We start from the raw sequence: 18,820 nt of genomic DNA on the forward strand, positions 1-18,820 counted from the left end.
GGTCCGGTGGGGTCAGAGTAGTTCGAGGCGGCGTCCCATATCGGAGACAAAGACACCGTGGGGATCGATCTCCCGGCGGGTGGAGATCCACGAGTCGATCTGCGGGTACATCGCGTGGAAGCGGTCGGCCGGGACGCGCGAGTCCTTGGCCGTGTACAAACGACCGCCCATCGACATGACCTTGGCGTCGAGATGATTGACGAACGCGTTGAGACGGTCGTTGATGGGGAAGTCCACGCACACGTTCCACCCCTCCATGGGGAAGGACAGCGGCGCCTGGTTGCCCGGGCCGAACAGCTTGAATACGTTGAGGAACGAGTAATGGCCGGAGCGCTGGATGTCGCCGAGGATCTCCTTGAAACCCTCGACGGCGCCGGGCGGGACGATGAACTGGTACTGCAGGAAACCCTTGGTGCCGAAGGCTCGGTTCCACTCTCCGAACAGATCGAGCATGTGATAAAACGCCGGGAGCGACTTGATCTGGTTCCTGCTGGTCCCGCCCATGCGGTAGTAGATCTCGCCGATCGGCATGAACGTGAACTTGTTGGCCAGGCCGTTGGGAAACACGTCCGGGAACGTCAGCAGCGGCTTGGCGTTCATAGCCAACGGATCCTTGGCGAGCTTGGGCGCGTACTCCTCCAGCTGCGCGAGCGTGGCCAGCGATCCGCGTGAGACGGCGGCGCGGCCCATCTTGGGCGGCGCGCTGATCGCGTCGAACCACGCCGACGAGTAGGTGTACTTGGACTCCGAACCGTCGGTGTGCAGCGCGATGGTCTCGTCGAGAGAGGCCGTCTGGTCCGTGTCCGCCAGGAAGAACGCGGTCTCGGTGCGGGTCATGGCGATCCAGACCTTGAGGATCACGCCCGTCAGACCGTTGCCGCCGACGGTGGCCCAGAAGAGGGTGCCCTGCGGGTCGTCGGAGGTGCCGCCCGGCTCGAGGGTGAGGATCCGGCCATCCGCGACCAGCAGTTCCATACGGGTGACGTGATTGCCGAATGAGCCGGCCGAGTGGTGGTTCTTGCCGTGGATGTCGTGGCCGATCGCACCGCCGACGGTCACCTGACGGGTGCCCGGGAGGACAGGCACCCATAGGCCGAAGGGCAACGCCGCGCGCATGAGCTGATCCAGGTTCACGCCGGCGTCGACCACTGCGGTTGCGGAGTCGGCATTGAGCTCGTGGATGCGCTTGAACCGGCTCATGTCCAGGACCAGTCCGCCGGAGTTCTGGGCGCTGTCGCCGTACGAGCGGCCGAGCCCGCGCGCCACCACGCCGCGCTGCAGGTGTGCGGGGGCCGAGGCATTGGAATCGTTGACGGCCGCGACGGCCGCCGAGATCTCCTCCACCGACCGTGGCGTGAGCACATGACTCATCGCCGGGGCGGTACGGCCCCAGCCGGTGAGACGCTTCAGTTCGGTATCCAGCGAGGACGGGGCCGGGGTGTTGTTCTGCACGGTGCTCACGTGGTCGAGGTTACCGCTCGGGGAGACCCGGGTGCATGAACGGCACCGGCAGGCCGACTCGCCCGATGCGGTCACGTCACCCCGGCAGTGGCGTTGCACCCCGGCGCTCTAGGACCTGCCCGGCCGCTCACTAGTGCCCGCCGCGGAAGGTGCGTGCAGCTGGCTAGCGCCTCCGGCCTCAGGTGCGCTGCGGCTGTGACCTGCGCGCCCTCTGTGGTCCATTTCGGCAGCGCACCCCTGGGTCCGGTGTGCAGTCAGCCAGCGCGAGCACGAGAGCCAGCGCATCCGGAGGCGGTTGCGATGGCTCTCTGCCCAGCTGGGCCCACCGGGTAGTCCAGGGGCGGCGTCGCGACGACCGGCCGGGCGATCCCGCGGTGTGAGGCCGGGCCATCATCCGGAGGCGGCTGCTAGCGGCACCCTGTTGTGAACGGAATGCCGCGGGCGCGGTCGTCCACCCAGTCCAGGGCCGGGCCCACCGCGGTGTACGCGGCCGTGACGTGTTCGCCGGCAACGGGCGTGTATTGGACGTCCGCGCCGGCTGCACACCATTCGTCGGCGAGACGCCGGGCGGTCCACTCCGGGATGAACAGGTCGCCGGGCCCCTGCTCCGAGCCCGGGCCGGGGCCGATCGGGACGAGCGAATCGCCGTGCCAGACCTGCACCGGCCCGGTGGGCACCTCGCGGGGGTCCACCCCGTTCCGGGGGTTCGCGGTGCCGAGACGGTTCCGTGCGAGCACCCGGAGCACGGTCGGGTCGGTCCGTGGGTCGACGCTCGTGAGCAGGGACAGCGGTGTGTGGAAGATTCCGGCGGCGGTGTTGGCGGCGGCGCAGGAATCACGACTCAGGTGGGCCAGAACGTCGCCGGTGTCGTTGAGCAGTGGGTACAGCTCCGGGTATTCCCGGGCGAGCCCGAGTATCGCTGCGCGGTAGAGACCCGAACCGAGGGTCCCGTCCATGGTGTCGAACAGTTCCGCGTAGTCGGCGGGCACGCCGCCCACCGAGGATCCCACCAGAACGCCGGTGAGCTCGGGTGCGTAGACCGGCTGGAGCTGGGCGGCCCAGCCGGTGGCGATGCCGCCGCCGGAGTAGCCGACCTGCACGACTCGGGAGTCGCCGAACAGCGGCGCGGCATCGCCGGGGGCGACGAACGACCGGGCCGCCCGGATGCCGTCCAGGACCGCGCGACCGTTGGCCCGACCCGCGGCGTAGGCGGCCTTCGGGCCCTCGAAGTCCGTCACGACCAGGCCGTAGCCGCGGTCGGCGAGGATCTGCAGGAAGGGAGGCATCTCGAGGCTGAACTCGTGCGGCAACACGTGTGACGGCATGCACTCCAGACCGAGCGAGTCGATCGTGGCGTTGAACGAGACCAGCGGTCGCGGGCCGGGCCCGGGCCACGGGGTGGCGGGCTCGATGATCGTCGAGATGATCTGTTCCGGGCGATCGTGCGAGTTGTTGCTCCGGACGAGGACCTGCCAGCCGCGGCCGAAGTTGCGGACGTTGTGTGGCGGGATCGTCACCGGCCGGGTGTCCAGGATCGTGCCGGGCGCGGTCGCGGAGTCGACTGGAGGTGGGGACGAATACCACGGGTCCGGCGACGGACTCGGCAGGTAGCGCTCCGGAATGCGTTCATCGGGCGGGGCCGCCGCGGACTGCGCGCCGGCGGCAGGAGCGCCGGCGAACACGCAGACCAGCGCAAGCGATGCCGCGACCATCACGCGACCGGGACGGAGGGGGCGCCGCGACCTCATGCGCTCACGGTATACACACCCGCCCCGTCCGCGACGCGGATGACGCGGACGGGTTCCGACCTGGGCCCGTGCGAGAACGCTAGGCGGCGGCCTCCCCGGAGGAAGCGACGGTAGCGCTGCCCGAGTGGGGCGCGGCCACAGGTGCCGGAGACGTTGCCGAGACGATGCGCCCGGTGGGCGTGCACGACGGGGTGACCGTCCGCGGGGCCGGGGTGCGCGGCGAGGCAGAGGCCGCGACAGCCCGGCCGGTGGGCGTGTATGAGAACACGACGGCAGTGGTGTCGAGAACGGCCGCGGTCTCGATGGTGGCGGTGAACTTGGACATGAGGTCCTCCTGGTCGGAAGGAGCAGGGACGGCGGCGCGTCAATGACATCGGTGCACCGACCGGCTCTGCTCAGATGCGTTGGTGGAGGCGATGTCGACGCACCCGGGGTGTTGGCGCGGACCATGTGGTGTGTACGCCGAAGGGAGATGGGGTGGCCGCAGCGGATCGCTACCGCGACAATCGAACACACTCGGCGGATGTGCCGGCGGACGGTTCGACCAGAATCGCGCTGGTGTGCGCGCGATGGACAAACTATCGCACGTCATGGTTTACGGGACAAGCCTGATGTTGGGCGCACGAGCGATGTTCGGTGGTGGCACGGACCCGTGCGGTGTTCTCATGGATCATCGAGGGCACACCGACTCGGAAATAAGTGGGAACGGAGGATCCATGGACCGTCACCATCTGTCCGGACGAGCGGGGTTCGGCGTGGCAGCCGCGGGAGCAGCCGCCGTCGCCGCGCTCGGGGTCCGCGACTTCTTCCAGCAGCGACACTCGATGCTGCGCAATTATCCGGTCATCGGCCACGCCCGCTTCGCCATGGAGGCGCTTCGTCCGGAGATCCAGCAGTACTTTATCGAGCGCGATGACGACGGCCGGCCCTTCGACCGCACCACCCGCACCATGATCTACCAGCGGGCCAAGGGAATCAGTGCCGAGGATGCGTACGGCACGGAGAAGGACGTCACCTCGGCCGGATACGACCACATCCTGCACTCGATCAATCCGCTCGAACCCGCGGATGTCCCGCCCAGGGTGCGACTCGGTGGCCCTGATTGCACGCAGCCCTACGACATCGCGCTGCTCAACATCTCGTCTATGAGCTTCGGCGCGTTGTCCGCTAATGCGGTCGTGGCGATGAACTATGGCGCACGGCACGGCGGCTTCGCCCAGGAAACCGGCGAAGGTGGGCTGACGAAGTACCACCTCGAGCACGGCGCCGACATCATCTGGGAATTCGGCTCAGGTTACTTCGGTTGCCGGACCTCCGACGGCCACTTCGATCCCGACACCTTTGCCGAAAAGGCGGCCAGACCCGAGGTCAAGGGGATAGCCGTCAAGCTCAGCCAGGGGGCCAAGCCCGGCGTCGGTGGGGTGCTGCCCGCCAGCAAGGTCAACGCGGAGATCGCGGCAGCACGCGACGTTCCGCAGGGGCAGGACTGTGTCAGTCCGGCAGCCCACTCGGCCTTCTCCACCCCCGTGGAGATGATGGAGTTCGTAGCAAGGCTGAGGTCGCTGAGCGGCGGTAAGCCCGTGGGCCTGAAGCTGTGCGTGGGGGACCGCCGAGAAGTTTTGGCGATGTGTAAGGGGATGCTCGAGACGGGCGTCACTCCGGACTGGATCATGGTCGACGGGTCTGAGGGCGGCACCGGGGCCGCTCCGGTGGAGTTCGAGGACAACGTGGGCACACCGCTGACAGAAGGCCTGGTGATCGTCCACAACGCGCTGGTGGGTACCGGTCTCCGCAACCGCGTGGCCATCGGTTGCGCAGGCAAGATCAGCGGCGGCAACGACATCATCCGGCGTATCGCTCTCGGGGCAGACTTCTGCAGTTCGGCGCGGGCGATGATGATGGCTACCGGCTGCATCCAGGCTCAACGGTGCAACACAAACACCTGCCCTAGTGGGGTGGCCACCCAGGACCCGCGGCGTAGCCGCGCCGTGGTCGTGGCCGACAAGGGGCCCCGGGTGATGCGGTATCAACAGGCCACCGTGCGGTCGGCGATGCGGATGCTCGCCTCGATGGGTCTGACCTCATTCGGCGAACTGGGCCCCGAGCACGTATTACGCAGGATCGACCCGGCCCGTGTGATGACCTACGAGGAGCTGTACGTCTGGTTGGACGAGGGCGAGCTGCTCGCCAGCGCAAAAGACCCCTCGTGGGCACGCGACTGGGAGGACTGCGACGCGCACCACTTCCGGGGCGCGCGACCGTCGTCCGCGCTGCGCCGCGGATACCGCCGTCCCTCGTCCCCCGATTCCTAGACCCTCGCACTACGCTGGCCGCGTGACGACATCCAACGGCAGACCCCCACACGACGCGTCGGCGGACCAGCCGGAGGACTCCGTACTCGATTCGCTGCGCGGTGCCGTTGACCCGCTCGAATCGCGGCACGAGACCGACCCGAACCAGCCCTCCGATCTGAAGACCCAGGTCATCCGGTTCTTTCTGACCGGGGTTCTGTCGGCAGTCGTTGACTACGGCCTGCTGCAACTGTTCATGCTGGCCGGCATGGGCCACGGCGCGGCCAAAGCGCTCTCGTTCGTCGCCGGCACGCTCACCGCGTACGCGCTCAACCGACGGTGGACGTTCCAGGCGGAGCCGTCCCGGGCCCGGTTCGTGGCCACGATGGGGCTGTACGCGGTGATGTTCGGCGTCCAGTGGGGCCTGTTCATGGTGTTGGTGCCATGGTTCGAGGGGATGGGCTGGGGCATGTTCTGGGCCAGCACCGTCGGTTATGTGATCGCCCAGGGAGTGGCGACAGTGACCAACTTCATCGTCCAGCGGACCGTGATCTTCCGCGTGCGCTGAGCTGATGATGGTCGCGCTGATCCTGCTCGCCGCGGTGGTGCTGCTGATCGTGCCGGGCGCGGCGATCTGCCGGGCCGCCGGCATCCGGTGGCGGGACGCCGTCGCGGCCGGACCAGCGCTGACTCTGGCCGTGGTCGCGGTGGGCAGCGCGGTCACCGCCGCGGCGGACCTGCGATGGGGCCTCCTCTCGGCCGGGCTGACCGCGCTCGCCGCCCTGACCGCCGCCGGCATGGTGGGTATCGCCGCCCGGGCCACCGACCGAGGGACGTGGCGGCGTGGCGAGGGGAGGGACGACGACGACGAACCCCGCAGTGGCGGGCCGGGCCCTGGGGTGATCGACCTCGTCGTCGTCGTACTGGCCGCGGTCCCCGCGATCCAGGTCCTCATCGCCACCCACGGTCTGACGGCCATCCCCCAGAATTGGGACGCCATCTTTCACGGCGGTGCCACCCGGTTCATCGCCGAGACCGGGCGGGCCGGGGTCACTGACCTGGCCCCGGTGAGCCAGCCCGCCAATCCGCATTTCTTCTACCCGGATACCTACCACGCCTTCGCGGCGTTGCTGGTCGGTCTACCAGGGGGCGCGCTGCCGGAGGCTCTGAACGCTGTCTCCGCGGCGACCGGGGTCGTGTTTGTCCTGGGCGTCGCCGTCCTCACGGGCAGGCTCTGCGGCGGTTCCCGGCTCGCGGCGGTGGCCTCCGCGGTGGTCGCGGCGTCGGCGTGGACATTCCCGTACCTGGCACTGGCACACGGACCGCTGTTGCCCTACGCGCTCGGCGTGGCCGTGATCCCGGGGTTGATACTGCTGGGCGAGCAGCTCGCCGCGCGGCGACCACGGATGCCGGCGCACGCGCTGCTGCTGGGCGCGGGGATGGCGGGGGCGTGGTCGGTGCACCCGTCGGTGGCGCTGGCGGCGGTGATTCCCCTTTCCGCGCAGGCGGTCGCGGGGCTGGTCACCGCTCCCGGGCTGCGCTCGCGACTGGTGGTGGTGGGCGGGTTCGTCCTGGCCGCGCTGCCGGCGGGGGCGTATGTGGGCTGGTCGGTGCGCATGGTGACGGCGGGGACCACCGAATCGCTCGCCAGCTTCTCGTGGCCGCGCGAGGTGGGTGTGGGGCGTGCGGTGGCCGGGGTGTTGGACCTCGGACCGACGGCGGTGGCCTCGATGGGCATGGCGGTGGCGGTGCTCGTCGGGCTCGTGGCGGCCGTGACCGACCCACGTCGTCGTCGACCGCTGGCCGCACCCTTCACCGCGCTGCTGGTCTTTGGCGTGCTGTACGTGCTGGCGGCCGCGGTGCAGGGCGACTGGGTCCGGCAGGCCACCGGCTTCTGGTGGGACGACGTCAACCGGTTCGCCTCACTACTCGTCCTACCCTCCGCGGTGCTCGCGGGCGCGGGCGTACGGGCGCTCGTCCCGCGCGGTTCGGTGCGCAGACCGGCGGCCCGGCCGGCGGTCGCGGTGGTAGCGGTGCTCGCGCTGCTCACAGCGTCCGGACACGGCGTACTCGCCCGCGACATGCGTGTGTGGGGCTATGGAGACGGGCCGGCGGTCACCGCCGATGAGCGGGTCGTCTTGGACGGACTGGGGGAGAGGTACGACGGCGGGGTGGTTCTTGGCGACCCGTTCGACGGCACCGCCTGGGTGTACGCGCTGCACGGTGTGCCGGTGGTGTTCGGAGCGCCGCTCGCCGACGACCCTGTCGCGCAGGTAGGGGCCGACCGGATGGTCCTGTACACCTCGGTCAACCGCTATGGCTTCGATCCGATCGTGACCCGGGAGATGGTGCGGCAGGACGTGCGCTGGGTGATCGTCGGAACCGGGTCGGTGGGCGGGCCGGGTCGTCCGGGTGGGTTCATCGGGCTGCACCTCAATCCGAATCTGCGTCTGGTGGAGGCCAACCCCGGCGCGCGCCTGTATGAGGTCCTGCCGGTGCCTGCGGATCATCCACCGGTGCTGCCCCCGCCCGGGATCCCTGCGGTGACGCCATCCGGGCAACCACCGAACACCGACTCGCCGGTCGTCGAGGCGGCACCGTCGGACCCTGCGACTAGCCTGGACGCCACCGCATAACCGACTCCCAGGAGCGCATCGTCCCATGGACGCCACCACCGTGACCGCCGAAGACACCGACTCCGGAGCCGCCCGGCCCGACCGCGACCTGCTGCTCCAGCGCAGTCTGTTCTCCGGCCCGCAGCGGTGGGTCAACGACGATCTCTACTCGCGAATCGTGCGGGGTGTAGTGCGCCGCACCCGTTCGGAGCTGCACCTGGACGCCGGCGCGATCGTCGACACCAACACCTACTTCGGTCGGTTCGAGGCCTCCTACTGGCAACGGTGGACCTTCGTGACCGGGCTGACGGTGCGGGTGTCCGTGGAGTCGGCCGGCCGGGTGGACGTGCTCGTGCGGGCCTCCGATATCGGGTCGCACGTGCGGACGGTAGATGTGGTCCACCACCACGGTGACGGGATGGCTGTGCTGGACGTGCCGGTGGACGCGTTCACGGACGGCGGCGCCATGTGGGTGGAATTCCACGCCGTGGACGCCGTGGCCACCGTCTCTGAGGTCACGTGGAGTACAACGACGACGAGGCCCGCCCGCCGCGCCACAGTGGCTATCTGCACGTTCAACCGGGCTGATGACTGCGCGGCCACTGTTGACTCGCTCGCCTCCGACCCCCTCGTCGCGGACCTGATCGACGACCTCTACGTGACGGACCAGGGCACCGATCTCGTGGAGACGCGCGAACAGTTCCAGCACGCGGCCGGGGAGTTCGGCGATCGTCTGCACTACCTGCGTCAGCCCAACCTCGGCGGAGCCGGTGGTTTCAGCCGCGGGATGTTCGAGGCCACCGCTCCGGGCTCCACCGGCCCGGTGGACGTGTTGCTCATGGACGACGATGTGCGTGTGGAGCCGGAAACGGTCCTACGGCTGTTCGCCTTCGCCGCCGTGACGCGTGAGCCGATGCTGGTGGGTGCGCAGATGCTGTACCTGTTCAACCCGGACTACCTGCTGGTGTCGGCCGAGCGGACGAACCTGAGCGAGTTGCAGGGCGGTCTCGACGCCGACGGGTGGGCGCTGCGCGACCAGTCGGTGGTGGAGAACAGGCAAGAGCGACGGATCGACGCCGAGTACAACGCGTGGTGGTCCTGTCTCATCCCCGGCGAGGTCGTGGAGAAGGTCGGCCTGCCGATGCCGTACTTTTTCCAGTGGGACGACATCGAGTACGGCCTACGCTGCCGTCAGGCCGGAATGCCCACGTGCACCCTGCAGGGCGCGGCCGTGTGGCACGCCGACTTCTACTGGAAGGACGGCGACGACTTCGGCCAGTTCTTCTCTCACCGCAACGCCCTGGCCACCGCCGCAATCCGGCAGGGCATCGATGCCGGGGACATGGCGAAGAAGCTGTGCCGGAGCATCCTGCGGGCGATCGTGGCCATGCAGTACGGCCTGGCCGCCACCCGGATGCGGGGTATCGAGGCATTCCTCGACGGACCCGACGGACCCAACGGCGTGGGCGATGGCGGTCAGCAGGCCCTCGCAGCTGTCCGCGAGGAGCGCTCTGGATATCCGGAGACGGTCAAGCTCGGAGTGGAAGCGCTGCCCGCCGGGATCACTGTCGAGCGCAAGATCGGCATCCCACGCGAGGACCGCGAGGACCAAGTTCTCGCAAAGCGACTGCTGGTCCAGAAGCTCGGACGACAGCGCCGTGGCGTGGTGGCGATCCCGTATGAGGACGCCGCCTGGTGGCATGTCTCGCTGTTCGACGAGGTCTACGTGACCGATGCCTCCCAGACCGGAGTGCATTACCGCAAGGTGGACCCGGCTCGTGTGACCGAGCTGCATAAGCGGTTGGTCGCACTGCTGGCGCGGTTCGTCCGCGAGGCCCCGGCAGCGCAGGAGCAGTGGCGGCGGGCGCAGAACCGGCTCACCACGCGCGAGAACTGGGCCCGCCTCTACGGACTCTGATCCCGCGGCTCCCGCCGCTCCCTCCTCCGCCGCTCCCTCATCCGCCGCGAAGAGGAAAATGGCCGCATCGACCGAGTGCGATTGCTCGAAATCCTCTGTTCGGCGGCGAGGCGGTTGCGGACCGGAGCACGAGAATTCCACATTTCGGAGTTATCCACAGTTCGCGCTCGACGGCCTCTGGTTCGCGGTGGGACGGAGGCGTCGGTGACGCAGAGTAGGCGGCATGAATTCACCTGCTCTGAACCGGACGTCCCCGACACAGTTGCGGCGCGAGGTGGCGGCCGATACGAACGAGATTCCCGCAGGCTTGCCGCCCGGGCCGATGACGACAGCCGAATTGGCCGCGGCCGTGCCGGATGCGCCGGGTCGCACGCACTATCGCAGGATCTGGCACGGCATGTACCGCCGCGCGGATCAGTCTGACGAACTGGGCTTGCGCAGTCGTGCACTCGCCCGCGTATGGCCCGAAGGCGTTCTGCGGGGGCGCAGTGCAGCGCTTTTCTGGGGCGACGATTCAGCTCCAGATGAGGCCCTGCCGGAGATCTGGTTGCCGCGGACCCGCAAAACCCGTGAGGGGCGCATCTACCGCTACGGGTCGATGCCCCCGTCCGCCGTGACAGAGGTGGATGGACTGCGTGTCACCACTCCACTGCGCACCTGCCGGGACCTGGCACGAGATCTGGAGTTCGATGACGCAGTGGTCTCGGTGGAGCGGCTCTGCGCGACGGTTCCTGAGTTGCCGGCGCAGCTCGCCGCGGTCGCGGAGCATCCGGCCGGTCGGGGGGCTCGGGAACTGATTCGGGTTGCGGCGGCGGTGGATCTGCGATCTGGGTCGACCGCGTCGACCCGAGCCCGTCTCGCGCTGGCCGCGGCGCGTTGTGGCGATTTCCGCCACGGCTACACGATTCGACTGGGCAAGTGCACACTCGAGCTTCCGTTGGCGGATCCGGTAGCCCGCTGCGTGGTGCTCACACCGGGTGGGGGCCCCACACCGCTTGGCTGGGCAGCTCCCGGCCGCAGTCGCATGCAGCTGCGTCGGGCCGGCTGGACGGTGATCGTTGTCCGCGAATCCGCCAGCACTCGAATCACAGGTGCAGGCCACACCGCTGGGACTGAGTCCGCGACGGCGGCCGCGACCTCGACTGCGACAGCAGCAGCGTCCGCAGTAACTGCGGACGGTACAGCGACCGCGTCTCTCGCAGCATTTGCGACAGAGACAGAGACAGTGGCAGGCGCGGGAGCGGATGCAGGCGGCGAGCTGACCCGGTCCGCACTTGTCGAGGATTCGGTGAGCGAACGCGCGGCGTCGGCGTTGCGTAGCCGGTGGTCGCGGACGGATGTGTACCCGCCGGTGCGCACCGGGCCAATCGACGATCCGCACGGAATGTGGACGCCCCGCCGCGGCGGGGACACTGCTTTTGGCTGGTGAGGCTCCGCCAACGGGCCTGAACTACTGCTCCCGACGCGTGCGGCTCGGATTTTCGAGTAATGGCTATCTTAGGCGTTCGCGAGACCTATCGGATTGCGCCAGACCCATAGGATCCCATAGGTGCGCCGCAATCCGATGGGTCTCGTGGCTGGCGCTGGGGCTGGTGCTGGCGCTGGGGCTGGGGCTGGTGCTGGCGCTGGTGCTGACGCTGGCGCTACGGGCGGGTCGTCGGCCATGCAGACGGATCACGGCCGGTCAGCGCCAGTGCTTCGTCCTGGTCGGAGGCAGCGGGGTCGTCGAAACCGGGCACGGGCGGATCGAACAGGTCAGGCGCCGGGTCATCCGAGAGATCGGACCGCACGAACTCCACCACGGCCCGCGCAAGCTCATCGCCCCACCGCAGCTCCACGCCCTGCGACGCGGCCAGATCCCAGGCATGAACCGCCAGATCAAAAGTCTGCTGCGCGAGATAATGCCGCACCGGCGCGGTTCCGTAGGAGAGGTTGACGTCGTCGTCGTCGGGGGTCCCACGCCACGCCGCCGCGACCGGAGCGCGCAGTGCCTCCCATTCCCCTACGAGCTCAGGGCCGGAAGCGTCGCGCAGGCGGCGGAGGCGGTCCGCAAGATCGTCGGTCACCTCGTCCACCGTGCCGCCCGCGAGCAGGCCCGGGACCCATAGCTGTTCGTCCACCACATGCGCCAGCACCTCACGCGCTGTCCACTCGCTGCACGGCGACGGCGCGTCCCAGTCTGCGATGGCGGGCAGTAGACGGGTGTAGAGCTCGGCGGCGCGGTCCTGCATCACGATCCAGTCGGTCATACGCCCATCATGCGCCCCCCGGTCAGGGCTTGTCGAAGTGCTCGCCGGCGCCCATGCGCTGCAGTCGCAGCCACTCTCGGAAGCCCGCCGGATCGCGCCGCGAGATCAAGAAGTACCAGCCGAAGCGCACGACCTCCTGCGGGATGAGCCTGCGCATGCCCGGCTGGGTGAGCAGGTACCCGCGGTTGCGATAGGTGAAATGGCGCTTGACCGGGTCGTCCGGAAACTGCGTGTGCATGCGACCGCCGAGGATCGGCTTGAACTCGTCGGAGCCCTGCGGGTGCAGGTACGCGGTGGTGAGGCAGGTGCCAAAGGGCAGTCCGGAACGCACCAGGCGGCGGTGGACCTCCACCTCGTCGCCACGGATGAACAGCCGCAGGTCGGGCACGCCCACCAGGTCCAGGCAGTCGGCGGTGAACAGGGCGCCGTTGAACAGGGACGCGATGCCGGGCAGCAGGGAGTCAGCGGTGCCCACTGACTCGCCGTCAGCAAATAACTCGCTGCGTAGCCGGCGCCAGACGAGGCCGCGGCGGAGGGGGAAAGCCAGGCGGTCGGGGTCGTCGAGATCGCACACCACCGGCGACACCTGTGCCAGGCCATGACGGTCCATGCAGCTCAGCAGCGTGGCCAGGACCTCGGGACCCTCGGGGCGGCCGTCATCGTCGGCACACCACACGAGGTCGGCGCCGGTGGCCAGGGCGTGCAGCATGCCGAGCGCGAACCCGCCCGCGCCGCCCAGGTTGTGCCGGGAGCCGATGTAGGTGACCTCGACCGGCTGGGACTCGACCAGGGCGCGGACTTCGGGCTGGTCGGCATTGTCCACCACCACCAGATGATCGATCGGTCGGGTCTGGCCACACACCACGTCCAGCGATTCGCGGAGCTGCTCGAGGCGGCGGTGCGTCACCACCACGGCGACGACGCGCCGGGGCTGCGCGGGCTCAGCCTTCACTTGCCATCCTGTCCATGTACGCGGCGATCGACTTGCCGGCCTGCGGCCCCTCGTAGGCGGTGACGATCTCCTCGATTCCGCCGTGCTGGCGGATGCGGCCGTGGTCGATCCACATGGCGGAGTCGCACAGCTGGGCCAGGAACTCGTTGGAGTGCGAGGCGAACACCAGGATGCCGGAGCGGGAGACCAGCTCGGCCAGCTTCACGCGCGCCTTCTTCATGAACTCCGCGTCCACGGCGCCGATACCCTCGTCGAGCAGCAGGATCTCGGGATCGATCGAGGTCACCACGCCCATCGCCAAGCGCACCCGCATGCCGGTGGAGTAAGTGCGCAGCGGCATGTCGAGGTAGTCGCCGAGCTCGGTGAAGTCGGCGATCTCCTCGACTTTGGCCTTCATCTGCTTGCGCGTCTGACCGAGGAACAGGCCGCGGATGATGATGTTCTCGTAGCCGGTGATCTCCGGATCCATGCCCACGCCGAGGTCGAACACGGGGGCCACGCGCCCGCGGATCCGTGCGGCGCCGCGGGTGGGTTCGTAGATGCCGGACAGCAGGCGCAGCAGCGTGGACTTGCCGGCGCCGTTATGCCCGACCAGGCCGATGCGGTCGCCTTCCCGGAGAGAGAGGGTGATGTCTTTAAGTGCCTCGACGACGACGACGTTGGACGCATTCCGCCCGATGGCGCCTCCCGCGGATCCGAGAACTGCTTTCTTCAGGGAGCGCGATTTGGCGTCGAAGATGGGGAAGTCCACGCATGCGTCGACGCAGTCGATGGACGGGCCTCCCGGAGTGGGTGCAGCGGAGCTCATGGGATGTACCTCCTACACCCAGTAGGGGACTCGGGCGCGGAACTGGCGCAGGACGAGGAAGGCCAGCAGCAGGCCCACGCCGGTGCAGCCCAGGACGATCCACCAGTGATAGGCGGCGACGGGCTCTCCGATCATGGGCGCGCGCACGATCTCCAGGTAATGGTAGAGCGGGTTGAGTTCGGCGATGCGGGCTCGGTCGGCGATGTCGCCGCCCTGCTCGTACAGCGTCTGCGTGGTCCACACGATGGGGGTCATGTAAAAGAGCAGTTGGACCATCGAGTCGAGCAGCGGGGCGATGTCACGGAAGCGGGTGGCGAGGATGCCGAACAGCATGGCCACCCATACGCCGTTGACCATGAGCACTGCCAGCCCGAGGGCCGAGAGCAGCAGTTCCCAACCCAGCGGGCGCGGGAAGACCACCATGAGCACCACCCAGATAACCAGATTGTGCAGCAGGAACAGGAACTGTCGCCACACCAGCCGGTAGACGTGCACGCTCAGCGCACTGGGGAGTTGCTTGATCAGGCCCTCGTTGGCGATGAAGACCTCCGAGCCCTCCTTGATGCAGCCGGAGATGAACCCCCACATGATGAGGCCCACGGTGACGTGGGGGAGGAACTCGGCCAGCGGGATCTGGAAGAGGATCGAGTACAGCAGGCCCAGGGCCACGGCCATAACGCCGGTGGCGATGGTGATCCACAGCGGGCCCAGTGTGGAGCGGCGGTAACGCTGCTTGATGTCCTGCCAGCCCAGCGAGAGCCACAGTTCACGTTGGTTCAGGCCCTGCCGCAGGTCGGCCACGGCCCGGCGGAAGGTGTGGGAGTCGTTGACGATCTCACCGCGCACACGCTCGTCGGGGAGCGTCGCCGCGGTGGGATCGGGAAAGGGCTGGTCCTGCACGAGGGCGAAGCCTACTAGAGGTCGGCGTGGTGGCAGCCCCGCCGCGAGGGAGCGTACACATGAGTGATGACGACAAGTACACAGATTCAGCTCGCGGCACGCCCGAAGGGCTGGCCCACACACGAGAATTTCCGCACCGAGAAGGTCGAATTGCCCAGCCTGGGCGAAGGCGAGGTCCGAGTGGCCAACGAGTTCCTCTCGGTGGACCCGTACATGCGCGGCCGGATGAGCGAGGGCCGTTCCTACGTCCAACCGTTTGCGGTGGGCGAGACGATGACCGGCGGCGCCGTCGGCCGGGTGGTGGAGTCGCGTTCCGACGCGCACCCCGTCGGCTCCCTGGTGTTGCACGATCTGGGGTGGCGCGACGTAGCCCAGGATGACGGCGGGCAGTTTCGGGTTGTCGACGAGGTCGAGGGTGTCCCGGCCTCCGCGTACCTCGGGGTGTTGGGACTCACCGGATTCACGGCGTACGTGGGTCTGATGCACATCGGGGGTTTCACGTCCGGGGAGTCGGTGTTCGTCTCGGGCGCGGCGGGCGCGGTCGGGTCAGTGGTCGGGCAGATCGCACGGCTCGAGGGCGCTTCCAAGGTCGTCGGGTCGGCCGGCTCCGCGGAGAAGGTCACGACCGTGACCGAGCGGTACGGGTTCGATGCCGCCGTCAATTACAAGGACGGCCCCGTCCGCTCGATGCTGCGCGAGCACTTCGGCACGCAGAACGGTGAGGGGATCGACGTCTACTTCGACAACGTGGGCGGCGACCATCTGGAAGCCGCACTCGATCTGATGAACGACGGCGGGCGTCTGGCCTTGTGTGGTGCCATCAGCGCGTACAACGCCACCGAACGGTCCGCAGGGCCGGACAACCTGTCGAACGCCATCACCCGGGGGCTGACGCTGCAGGGTTTCACCGTCGGCGGATACATGGACCACTTCAAGGATTTCGCCTCGAAGATCGGGCCCTGGGTGGCCTCCGGCGACCTGGTGTACGACGAGACGGTGGTGGAGGGGATCGACAACGCGGCCGACGCATTCCTCGACATGATGAAGGGCGCCAACACCGGCAAGATGGTCGTCAAGATCTGACCCGCCACCCGGCTCTCGAACCACCGTCGTATGCCCGGACGGGCCGCCGCGCACCGGCCCCGCACCCGGGCGCGCCGAGGCAGGGTGGGGTGGGGCACTCTGGATGCATGACGCCGCCGCATCAAGACGCGCCAACGGATCCGGTCGCCGCCCATCCCAGCGCACCTCCGGCTGTGACCACGACCGTCGGGGCGTCCGCCGGGTCGTTGCCGGGCCGACTGGTAGCGGGGATGCGGCGCCGGGCACGGCAGCGTGTGGATGGGACCCGCGCGGCCGCGGATGCCCGTTGGGGTCGCCCCGGTGCGGAGCAGCGGCCGGTGTACCTGGTGGCGCCGGCCGGGCATCCGAATCACGGCGACGAGCAATTGCTGGCCGGATGGCTGCGCTACCTGCGGCATCGATTGCCGGGCACGCCGGTGGTGGTGGACTGTCACACTCCGGGACAGGCAGCGGTCCTGCACGATGCCGAGCACCCTGATGTCGTCTTCACGGACACGCTGTGGCGGCTGGCCGGTGAGCACTTCGCTGCCGCCGAGGCTATCGATTTCTGCCGCCGAGGGGTGTCTGACCTCGGGGTGCGGCCCGCGCTGGCCTCGGGTGTGGACCTGCTGCGGGGTGCAGCGGTGGTGCATCTGATTGGCGGAGGTTACGTCAATGAACAGTGGCCGCATCATCTGGGCGTGGCCGCCGGAGCGGGCGAGGCCGGGCGGCTGTCCGGTGCGCGCGTGGTGGCGACGGGCCAGGGGCTGATGCCCTCGGGCCGGGTCGACCTGCTCGCCGACGCCTTACGTGACTTCGATCGGGTAATCGTCCGCGACGCAGAGTCCCGCGACCTCCTGGCCGAGACCGGCGTTCCCGTGAGCCTGGCCGGCGACGATGGCTGGCTCGCCCTCGCCGGGGCCGACCTGGCAGTTCCTGCCGACCATCCCGTCTATTCGCTCGACCCTGACACCTGCCGCGACCTGGTGTTGTGCGCGCAGTCGGACCTCGTGGACCCGGTGACACTGGCCGAGGCGATGGCGCGGGTCGTCGTTGCGTGGGCGGTGCCGGGGGAGCGGATGACCGTGGTGGAGTCCATCCCGGGCGGCGATCGGGTGGTCTGGGACCTGCTGTGTGCGCGGGCTCGCGCCGCAACCGGAGGTGACGCCGCTGGCGATGGGGGTTCTGGGAACCACGACGACGACCTCGGCCGCGCACTGGCAGAACTCGACTTGCCCGCCGCTCGCTTCGTGCCGTTTCAAGAATTGTGGGCTACCGGATTGCCAGCCCGGGCGGGCCAGGTCTGGCTGAGCACTCGCTTTCACCCGCATCTGTTCGCCGCTGCCCGTGGCGCTTCCGGGGTGGCGATCCGCACGGGCTCCGACTACTACGATGTCAAGCACGGCTCGCTGGCCGCCGCCGGCTCCCCGTGGGCGCTCGTCGCGGCGGCTGACCTCTCCGGGGCCGCTGGCGTCCCGGAGATGCCGACTTCGGGCGGATTCCCTCCCGCGGTCGTGGCCTCGATGGTCGTCGCGGCCGAGGTTATGGCGGACGAGCTCTACCCGGCCTGATCCCGCTGAGGGCGCACGATTGCCGCCCTCCCGCTCGCGCCGACCCCGACTCGCGCCGCCCTCCCGCTCGCGCCGACCCCGACTCGCGCCGCCCTCCCGCTCGCGCCGACCCCGCGCGCGTTGCCGGCAAGAGGATTTCGCGCAGATCTACTTGACCGATGCGCGAGAAATCCTCTTCGTGGCGAAGCGGCGTCTGTGCAACTAGTTGCATGAACGGTCCGGCGAACGTACCGTCGGGGTATCCCTGCGAAAGGAAATGCCGTGGCTCTCCCCTCCGCCCTCTCCGGTCCGTTCTCCGTCCCGGTGCTCGGCTCGCCCATGTTCATCTACTCCGGCCCCGAGCTCGTGGCCGCGCAGTGTCAGGCTGGCGTGATCGGCGCGTTCCCCTCGCTCAACGCCCGCCCGCAGTCGGCGCTCGCGGAGTGGCTCGACCAGATCATCCGGAGCAACGCGGCTTACGCAGAGGCGAACCCGGACGGGTTCGTGGCGCCGTTCGCCGTGAATCTGATCGTCCACAGGTCCAACGACCGGCTCGCCGAGGATCTGGCCACGGTCGTCGAATACGAGGTGCCGATCGTCATCACCTCTCTCGGCGCCCGCGAAGAGGTCAACGAGGCCGTCCACTCGTACGGGGGGATCGTGCTGCACGACGTGATCAACAACAAATTTGCCCGCAAGGCCATCGAGAAGGGCGCCGACGGGCTGGTCGCCGTTGCCGCCGGCGCCGGTGGGCATGCGGGCACCCAGTCACCGTTCGCGCTGACCCAGGAAATTCGCGAGTGGTTCGACGGGCCTCTGCTGCTCTCGGGCGCGATCGCCCATGGTCGCTCGGTTCTCGCCGCGCGCGCGGCCGGCGCGGACATGGCCTACGTGGGCTCGGCGTTCCTCGCGACCGAGGAGTCGCGTGCGCCGCAGGACTACAAGCAGATGATCGTGGACAGCTCCGCGTCCGACATCGTCTACAGCAACCTCTTCACCGGCATCCACGGCAATTACCTGCGAGGCAGCATCGAGGCCGCGGGCCTGAACCCGGATGCGCTGCCCGAATCGGATCCCACCGCGATGGACTTCGGCTCCGGCGACGTGACCAGCTCCAAGGCCTGGCGCGACATCTGGGGCGCCGGTCAGGGCGTCGGCGCCGTCACCTCGACGTGCACCGTCCGTGAGTTGGTCGACCGCCTGCGTGATGAGTACCGTGAGGCGGCCGAGGCGCTGTCGACCGCCACCGTCGGCGTGCGCTGAGGC

Annotated in this window: 15 protein-coding genes; 8 read left to right on the forward strand and 7 right to left on the reverse strand. The window is 68.8% G+C overall.

Annotation, left to right across the window (positions count from 1 at the left end):
- Positions 1-12: 12 nt before the first annotated feature.
- From ON04_RS02080 to ON04_RS02090, 3 genes are all read right to left on the reverse strand, one after another.
- The gene (locus tag ON04_RS02080) at positions 13-1,461 is read right to left on the reverse strand and encodes a decaprenylphosphoryl-beta-D-ribose oxidase (protein ID WP_010539918.1); all 1,449 of its coding nucleotides are present in this window, start codon (positions 1,459-1,461) and stop codon (positions 13-15) included.
- A gap of 407 nt (positions 1,462-1,868) precedes the next feature.
- Positions 1,869-3,209: a lipase family protein gene (locus ON04_RS02085; protein ID WP_010539919.1), complete on the reverse strand. Its 1,341-nt coding sequence runs from the start codon at positions 3,207-3,209 to the stop codon at positions 1,869-1,871.
- 79 nt (positions 3,210-3,288) lie between these two features.
- A complete protein-coding gene (locus tag ON04_RS02090) occupies positions 3,289-3,534 on the reverse strand; it encodes a hypothetical protein (RefSeq protein ID WP_010539920.1) in 246 nt (81 codons plus the stop codon).
- A gap of 391 nt (positions 3,535-3,925) precedes the next feature.
- Between ON04_RS02090 and ON04_RS02095 the strand changes: the two genes are divergently transcribed.
- From ON04_RS02095 to ON04_RS02115, 5 genes are all read left to right on the forward strand, one after another.
- Positions 3,926-5,521, forward strand: a complete 1,596-nt coding sequence (locus ON04_RS02095; protein ID WP_010539921.1) for an FMN-binding glutamate synthase family protein — start codon at positions 3,926-3,928, stop codon at positions 5,519-5,521.
- Between the two features lie 22 nt (positions 5,522-5,543).
- Positions 5,544-6,068 (forward strand): GtrA family protein, encoded by a 525-nt coding sequence (locus ON04_RS02100; RefSeq protein WP_010539922.1) that lies wholly within the window; start codon positions 5,544-5,546, stop codon positions 6,066-6,068.
- A 4-nt stretch (positions 6,069-6,072) separates the two neighbouring features.
- On the forward strand, positions 6,073-8,136 hold the full coding sequence (locus ON04_RS17160) for a DUF6541 family protein (protein WP_010539923.1): 2,064 nt from the start codon (positions 6,073-6,075) through the stop codon (positions 8,134-8,136).
- A 25-nt stretch (positions 8,137-8,161) separates the two neighbouring features.
- Positions 8,162-10,033 carry a glycosyltransferase gene (locus tag ON04_RS02110; protein WP_010539924.1) on the forward strand — a complete coding sequence of 624 codons (1,872 nt, stop codon included), beginning with the start codon at positions 8,162-8,164 and terminating at the stop codon, positions 10,031-10,033.
- 223 nt (positions 10,034-10,256) lie between these two features.
- Complete coding sequence (locus ON04_RS02115) at positions 10,257-11,462, forward strand: hypothetical protein (protein WP_010539925.1); 1,206 nt, start codon at positions 10,257-10,259, stop codon at positions 11,460-11,462.
- Between the two features lie 214 nt (positions 11,463-11,676).
- Here ON04_RS02115 and ON04_RS02120 read toward each other — a convergent pair whose 3' ends face one another.
- From ON04_RS02120 to wzm, 4 genes are read right to left on the reverse strand one after another with little or no spacing between them, the layout of a single operon-like run.
- Positions 11,677-12,282, reverse strand: a complete 606-nt coding sequence (locus ON04_RS02120; RefSeq protein ID WP_010539926.1) for a TIGR03086 family metal-binding protein — start codon at positions 12,280-12,282, stop codon at positions 11,677-11,679.
- Between the two features lie 22 nt (positions 12,283-12,304).
- Positions 12,305-13,234, reverse strand: a complete 930-nt coding sequence (gene glfT1 / locus ON04_RS02125) for a galactofuranosyltransferase GlfT1 (protein ID WP_010539927.1) — start codon at positions 13,232-13,234, stop codon at positions 12,305-12,307.
- Complete coding sequence (gene wzt, locus ON04_RS02130) at positions 13,224-14,042, reverse strand: galactan export ABC transporter ATP-binding subunit Wzt/RfbE (RefSeq protein ID WP_010539928.1); 819 nt, start codon at positions 14,040-14,042, stop codon at positions 13,224-13,226. The genes glfT1 and wzt overlap by 11 nt, the downstream gene beginning before the upstream one ends.
- Before the next feature lie 12 nt (positions 14,043-14,054).
- Positions 14,055-14,942, reverse strand: a complete 888-nt coding sequence (wzm, locus tag ON04_RS02135) for a galactan export ABC transporter permease subunit Wzm/RfbD (protein WP_010539929.1) — start codon at positions 14,940-14,942, stop codon at positions 14,055-14,057.
- 66 nt (positions 14,943-15,008) lie between these two features.
- On the opposite strand from wzm, the gene ON04_RS02140 reads away from it, so the two are divergent.
- The 3 genes from ON04_RS02140 (at position 15,009) to ON04_RS02150 (ending at position 18,817) form a co-directional block, all read left to right on the forward strand.
- Complete coding sequence (locus ON04_RS02140; protein ID WP_010539930.1) at positions 15,009-16,025, forward strand: NADP-dependent oxidoreductase; 1,017 nt, start codon at positions 15,009-15,011, stop codon at positions 16,023-16,025.
- A 173-nt stretch (positions 16,026-16,198) separates the two neighbouring features.
- Positions 16,199-17,575, forward strand: a complete 1,377-nt coding sequence (locus ON04_RS02145; RefSeq protein ID WP_238529206.1) for a polysaccharide pyruvyl transferase family protein — start codon at positions 16,199-16,201, stop codon at positions 17,573-17,575.
- Positions 17,576-17,836: 261 nt separating this feature from the next.
- Positions 17,837-18,817 (forward strand): NAD(P)H-dependent flavin oxidoreductase, encoded by a 981-nt coding sequence (locus ON04_RS02150; protein ID WP_010539932.1) that lies wholly within the window; start codon positions 17,837-17,839, stop codon positions 18,815-18,817.
- Positions 18,818-18,820: the final 3 nt, after the last annotated feature.

This window comes from Dietzia alimentaria 72 (assembly GCF_000226215.1).
Classification (GTDB): domain Bacteria; phylum Actinomycetota; class Actinomycetes; order Mycobacteriales; family Mycobacteriaceae; genus Dietzia; species Dietzia alimentaria.

What these genes read in the sequence shown, in the direction of transcription:
- wzt (WP_010539928.1), bottom strand. Translation starts at nt 14,042, where the DNA reads ATGAGCTCCGCTGCACCCACTCCGGGAGGCCCGTCCATCGACTGCGTC.
- ON04_RS02115 (WP_010539925.1), top strand. Translation starts at nt 10,257, where the DNA reads ATGAATTCACCTGCTCTGAACCGGACGTCCCCGACACAGTTGCGGCGC.
- ON04_RS02095 (WP_010539921.1), top strand. Translation starts at nt 3,926, where the DNA reads ATGGACCGTCACCATCTGTCCGGACGAGCGGGGTTCGGCGTGGCAGCC.
- ON04_RS02085 (WP_010539919.1), bottom strand. Translation starts at nt 3,209, where the DNA reads ATGAGGTCGCGGCGCCCCCTCCGTCCCGGTCGCGTGATGGTCGCGGCA.
- ON04_RS17160 (WP_010539923.1), top strand. Translation starts at nt 6,073, where the DNA reads ATGATGGTCGCGCTGATCCTGCTCGCCGCGGTGGTGCTGCTGATCGTG.
- ON04_RS02110 (WP_010539924.1), top strand. Translation starts at nt 8,162, where the DNA reads ATGGACGCCACCACCGTGACCGCCGAAGACACCGACTCCGGAGCCGCC.
- ON04_RS02120 (WP_010539926.1), bottom strand. Translation starts at nt 12,282, where the DNA reads ATGACCGACTGGATCGTGATGCAGGACCGCGCCGCCGAGCTCTACACC.
- ON04_RS02140 (WP_010539930.1), top strand. Translation starts at nt 15,009, where the DNA reads ATGACGACAAGTACACAGATTCAGCTCGCGGCACGCCCGAAGGGCTGG.
- ON04_RS02090 (WP_010539920.1), bottom strand. Translation starts at nt 3,534, where the DNA reads ATGTCCAAGTTCACCGCCACCATCGAGACCGCGGCCGTTCTCGACACC.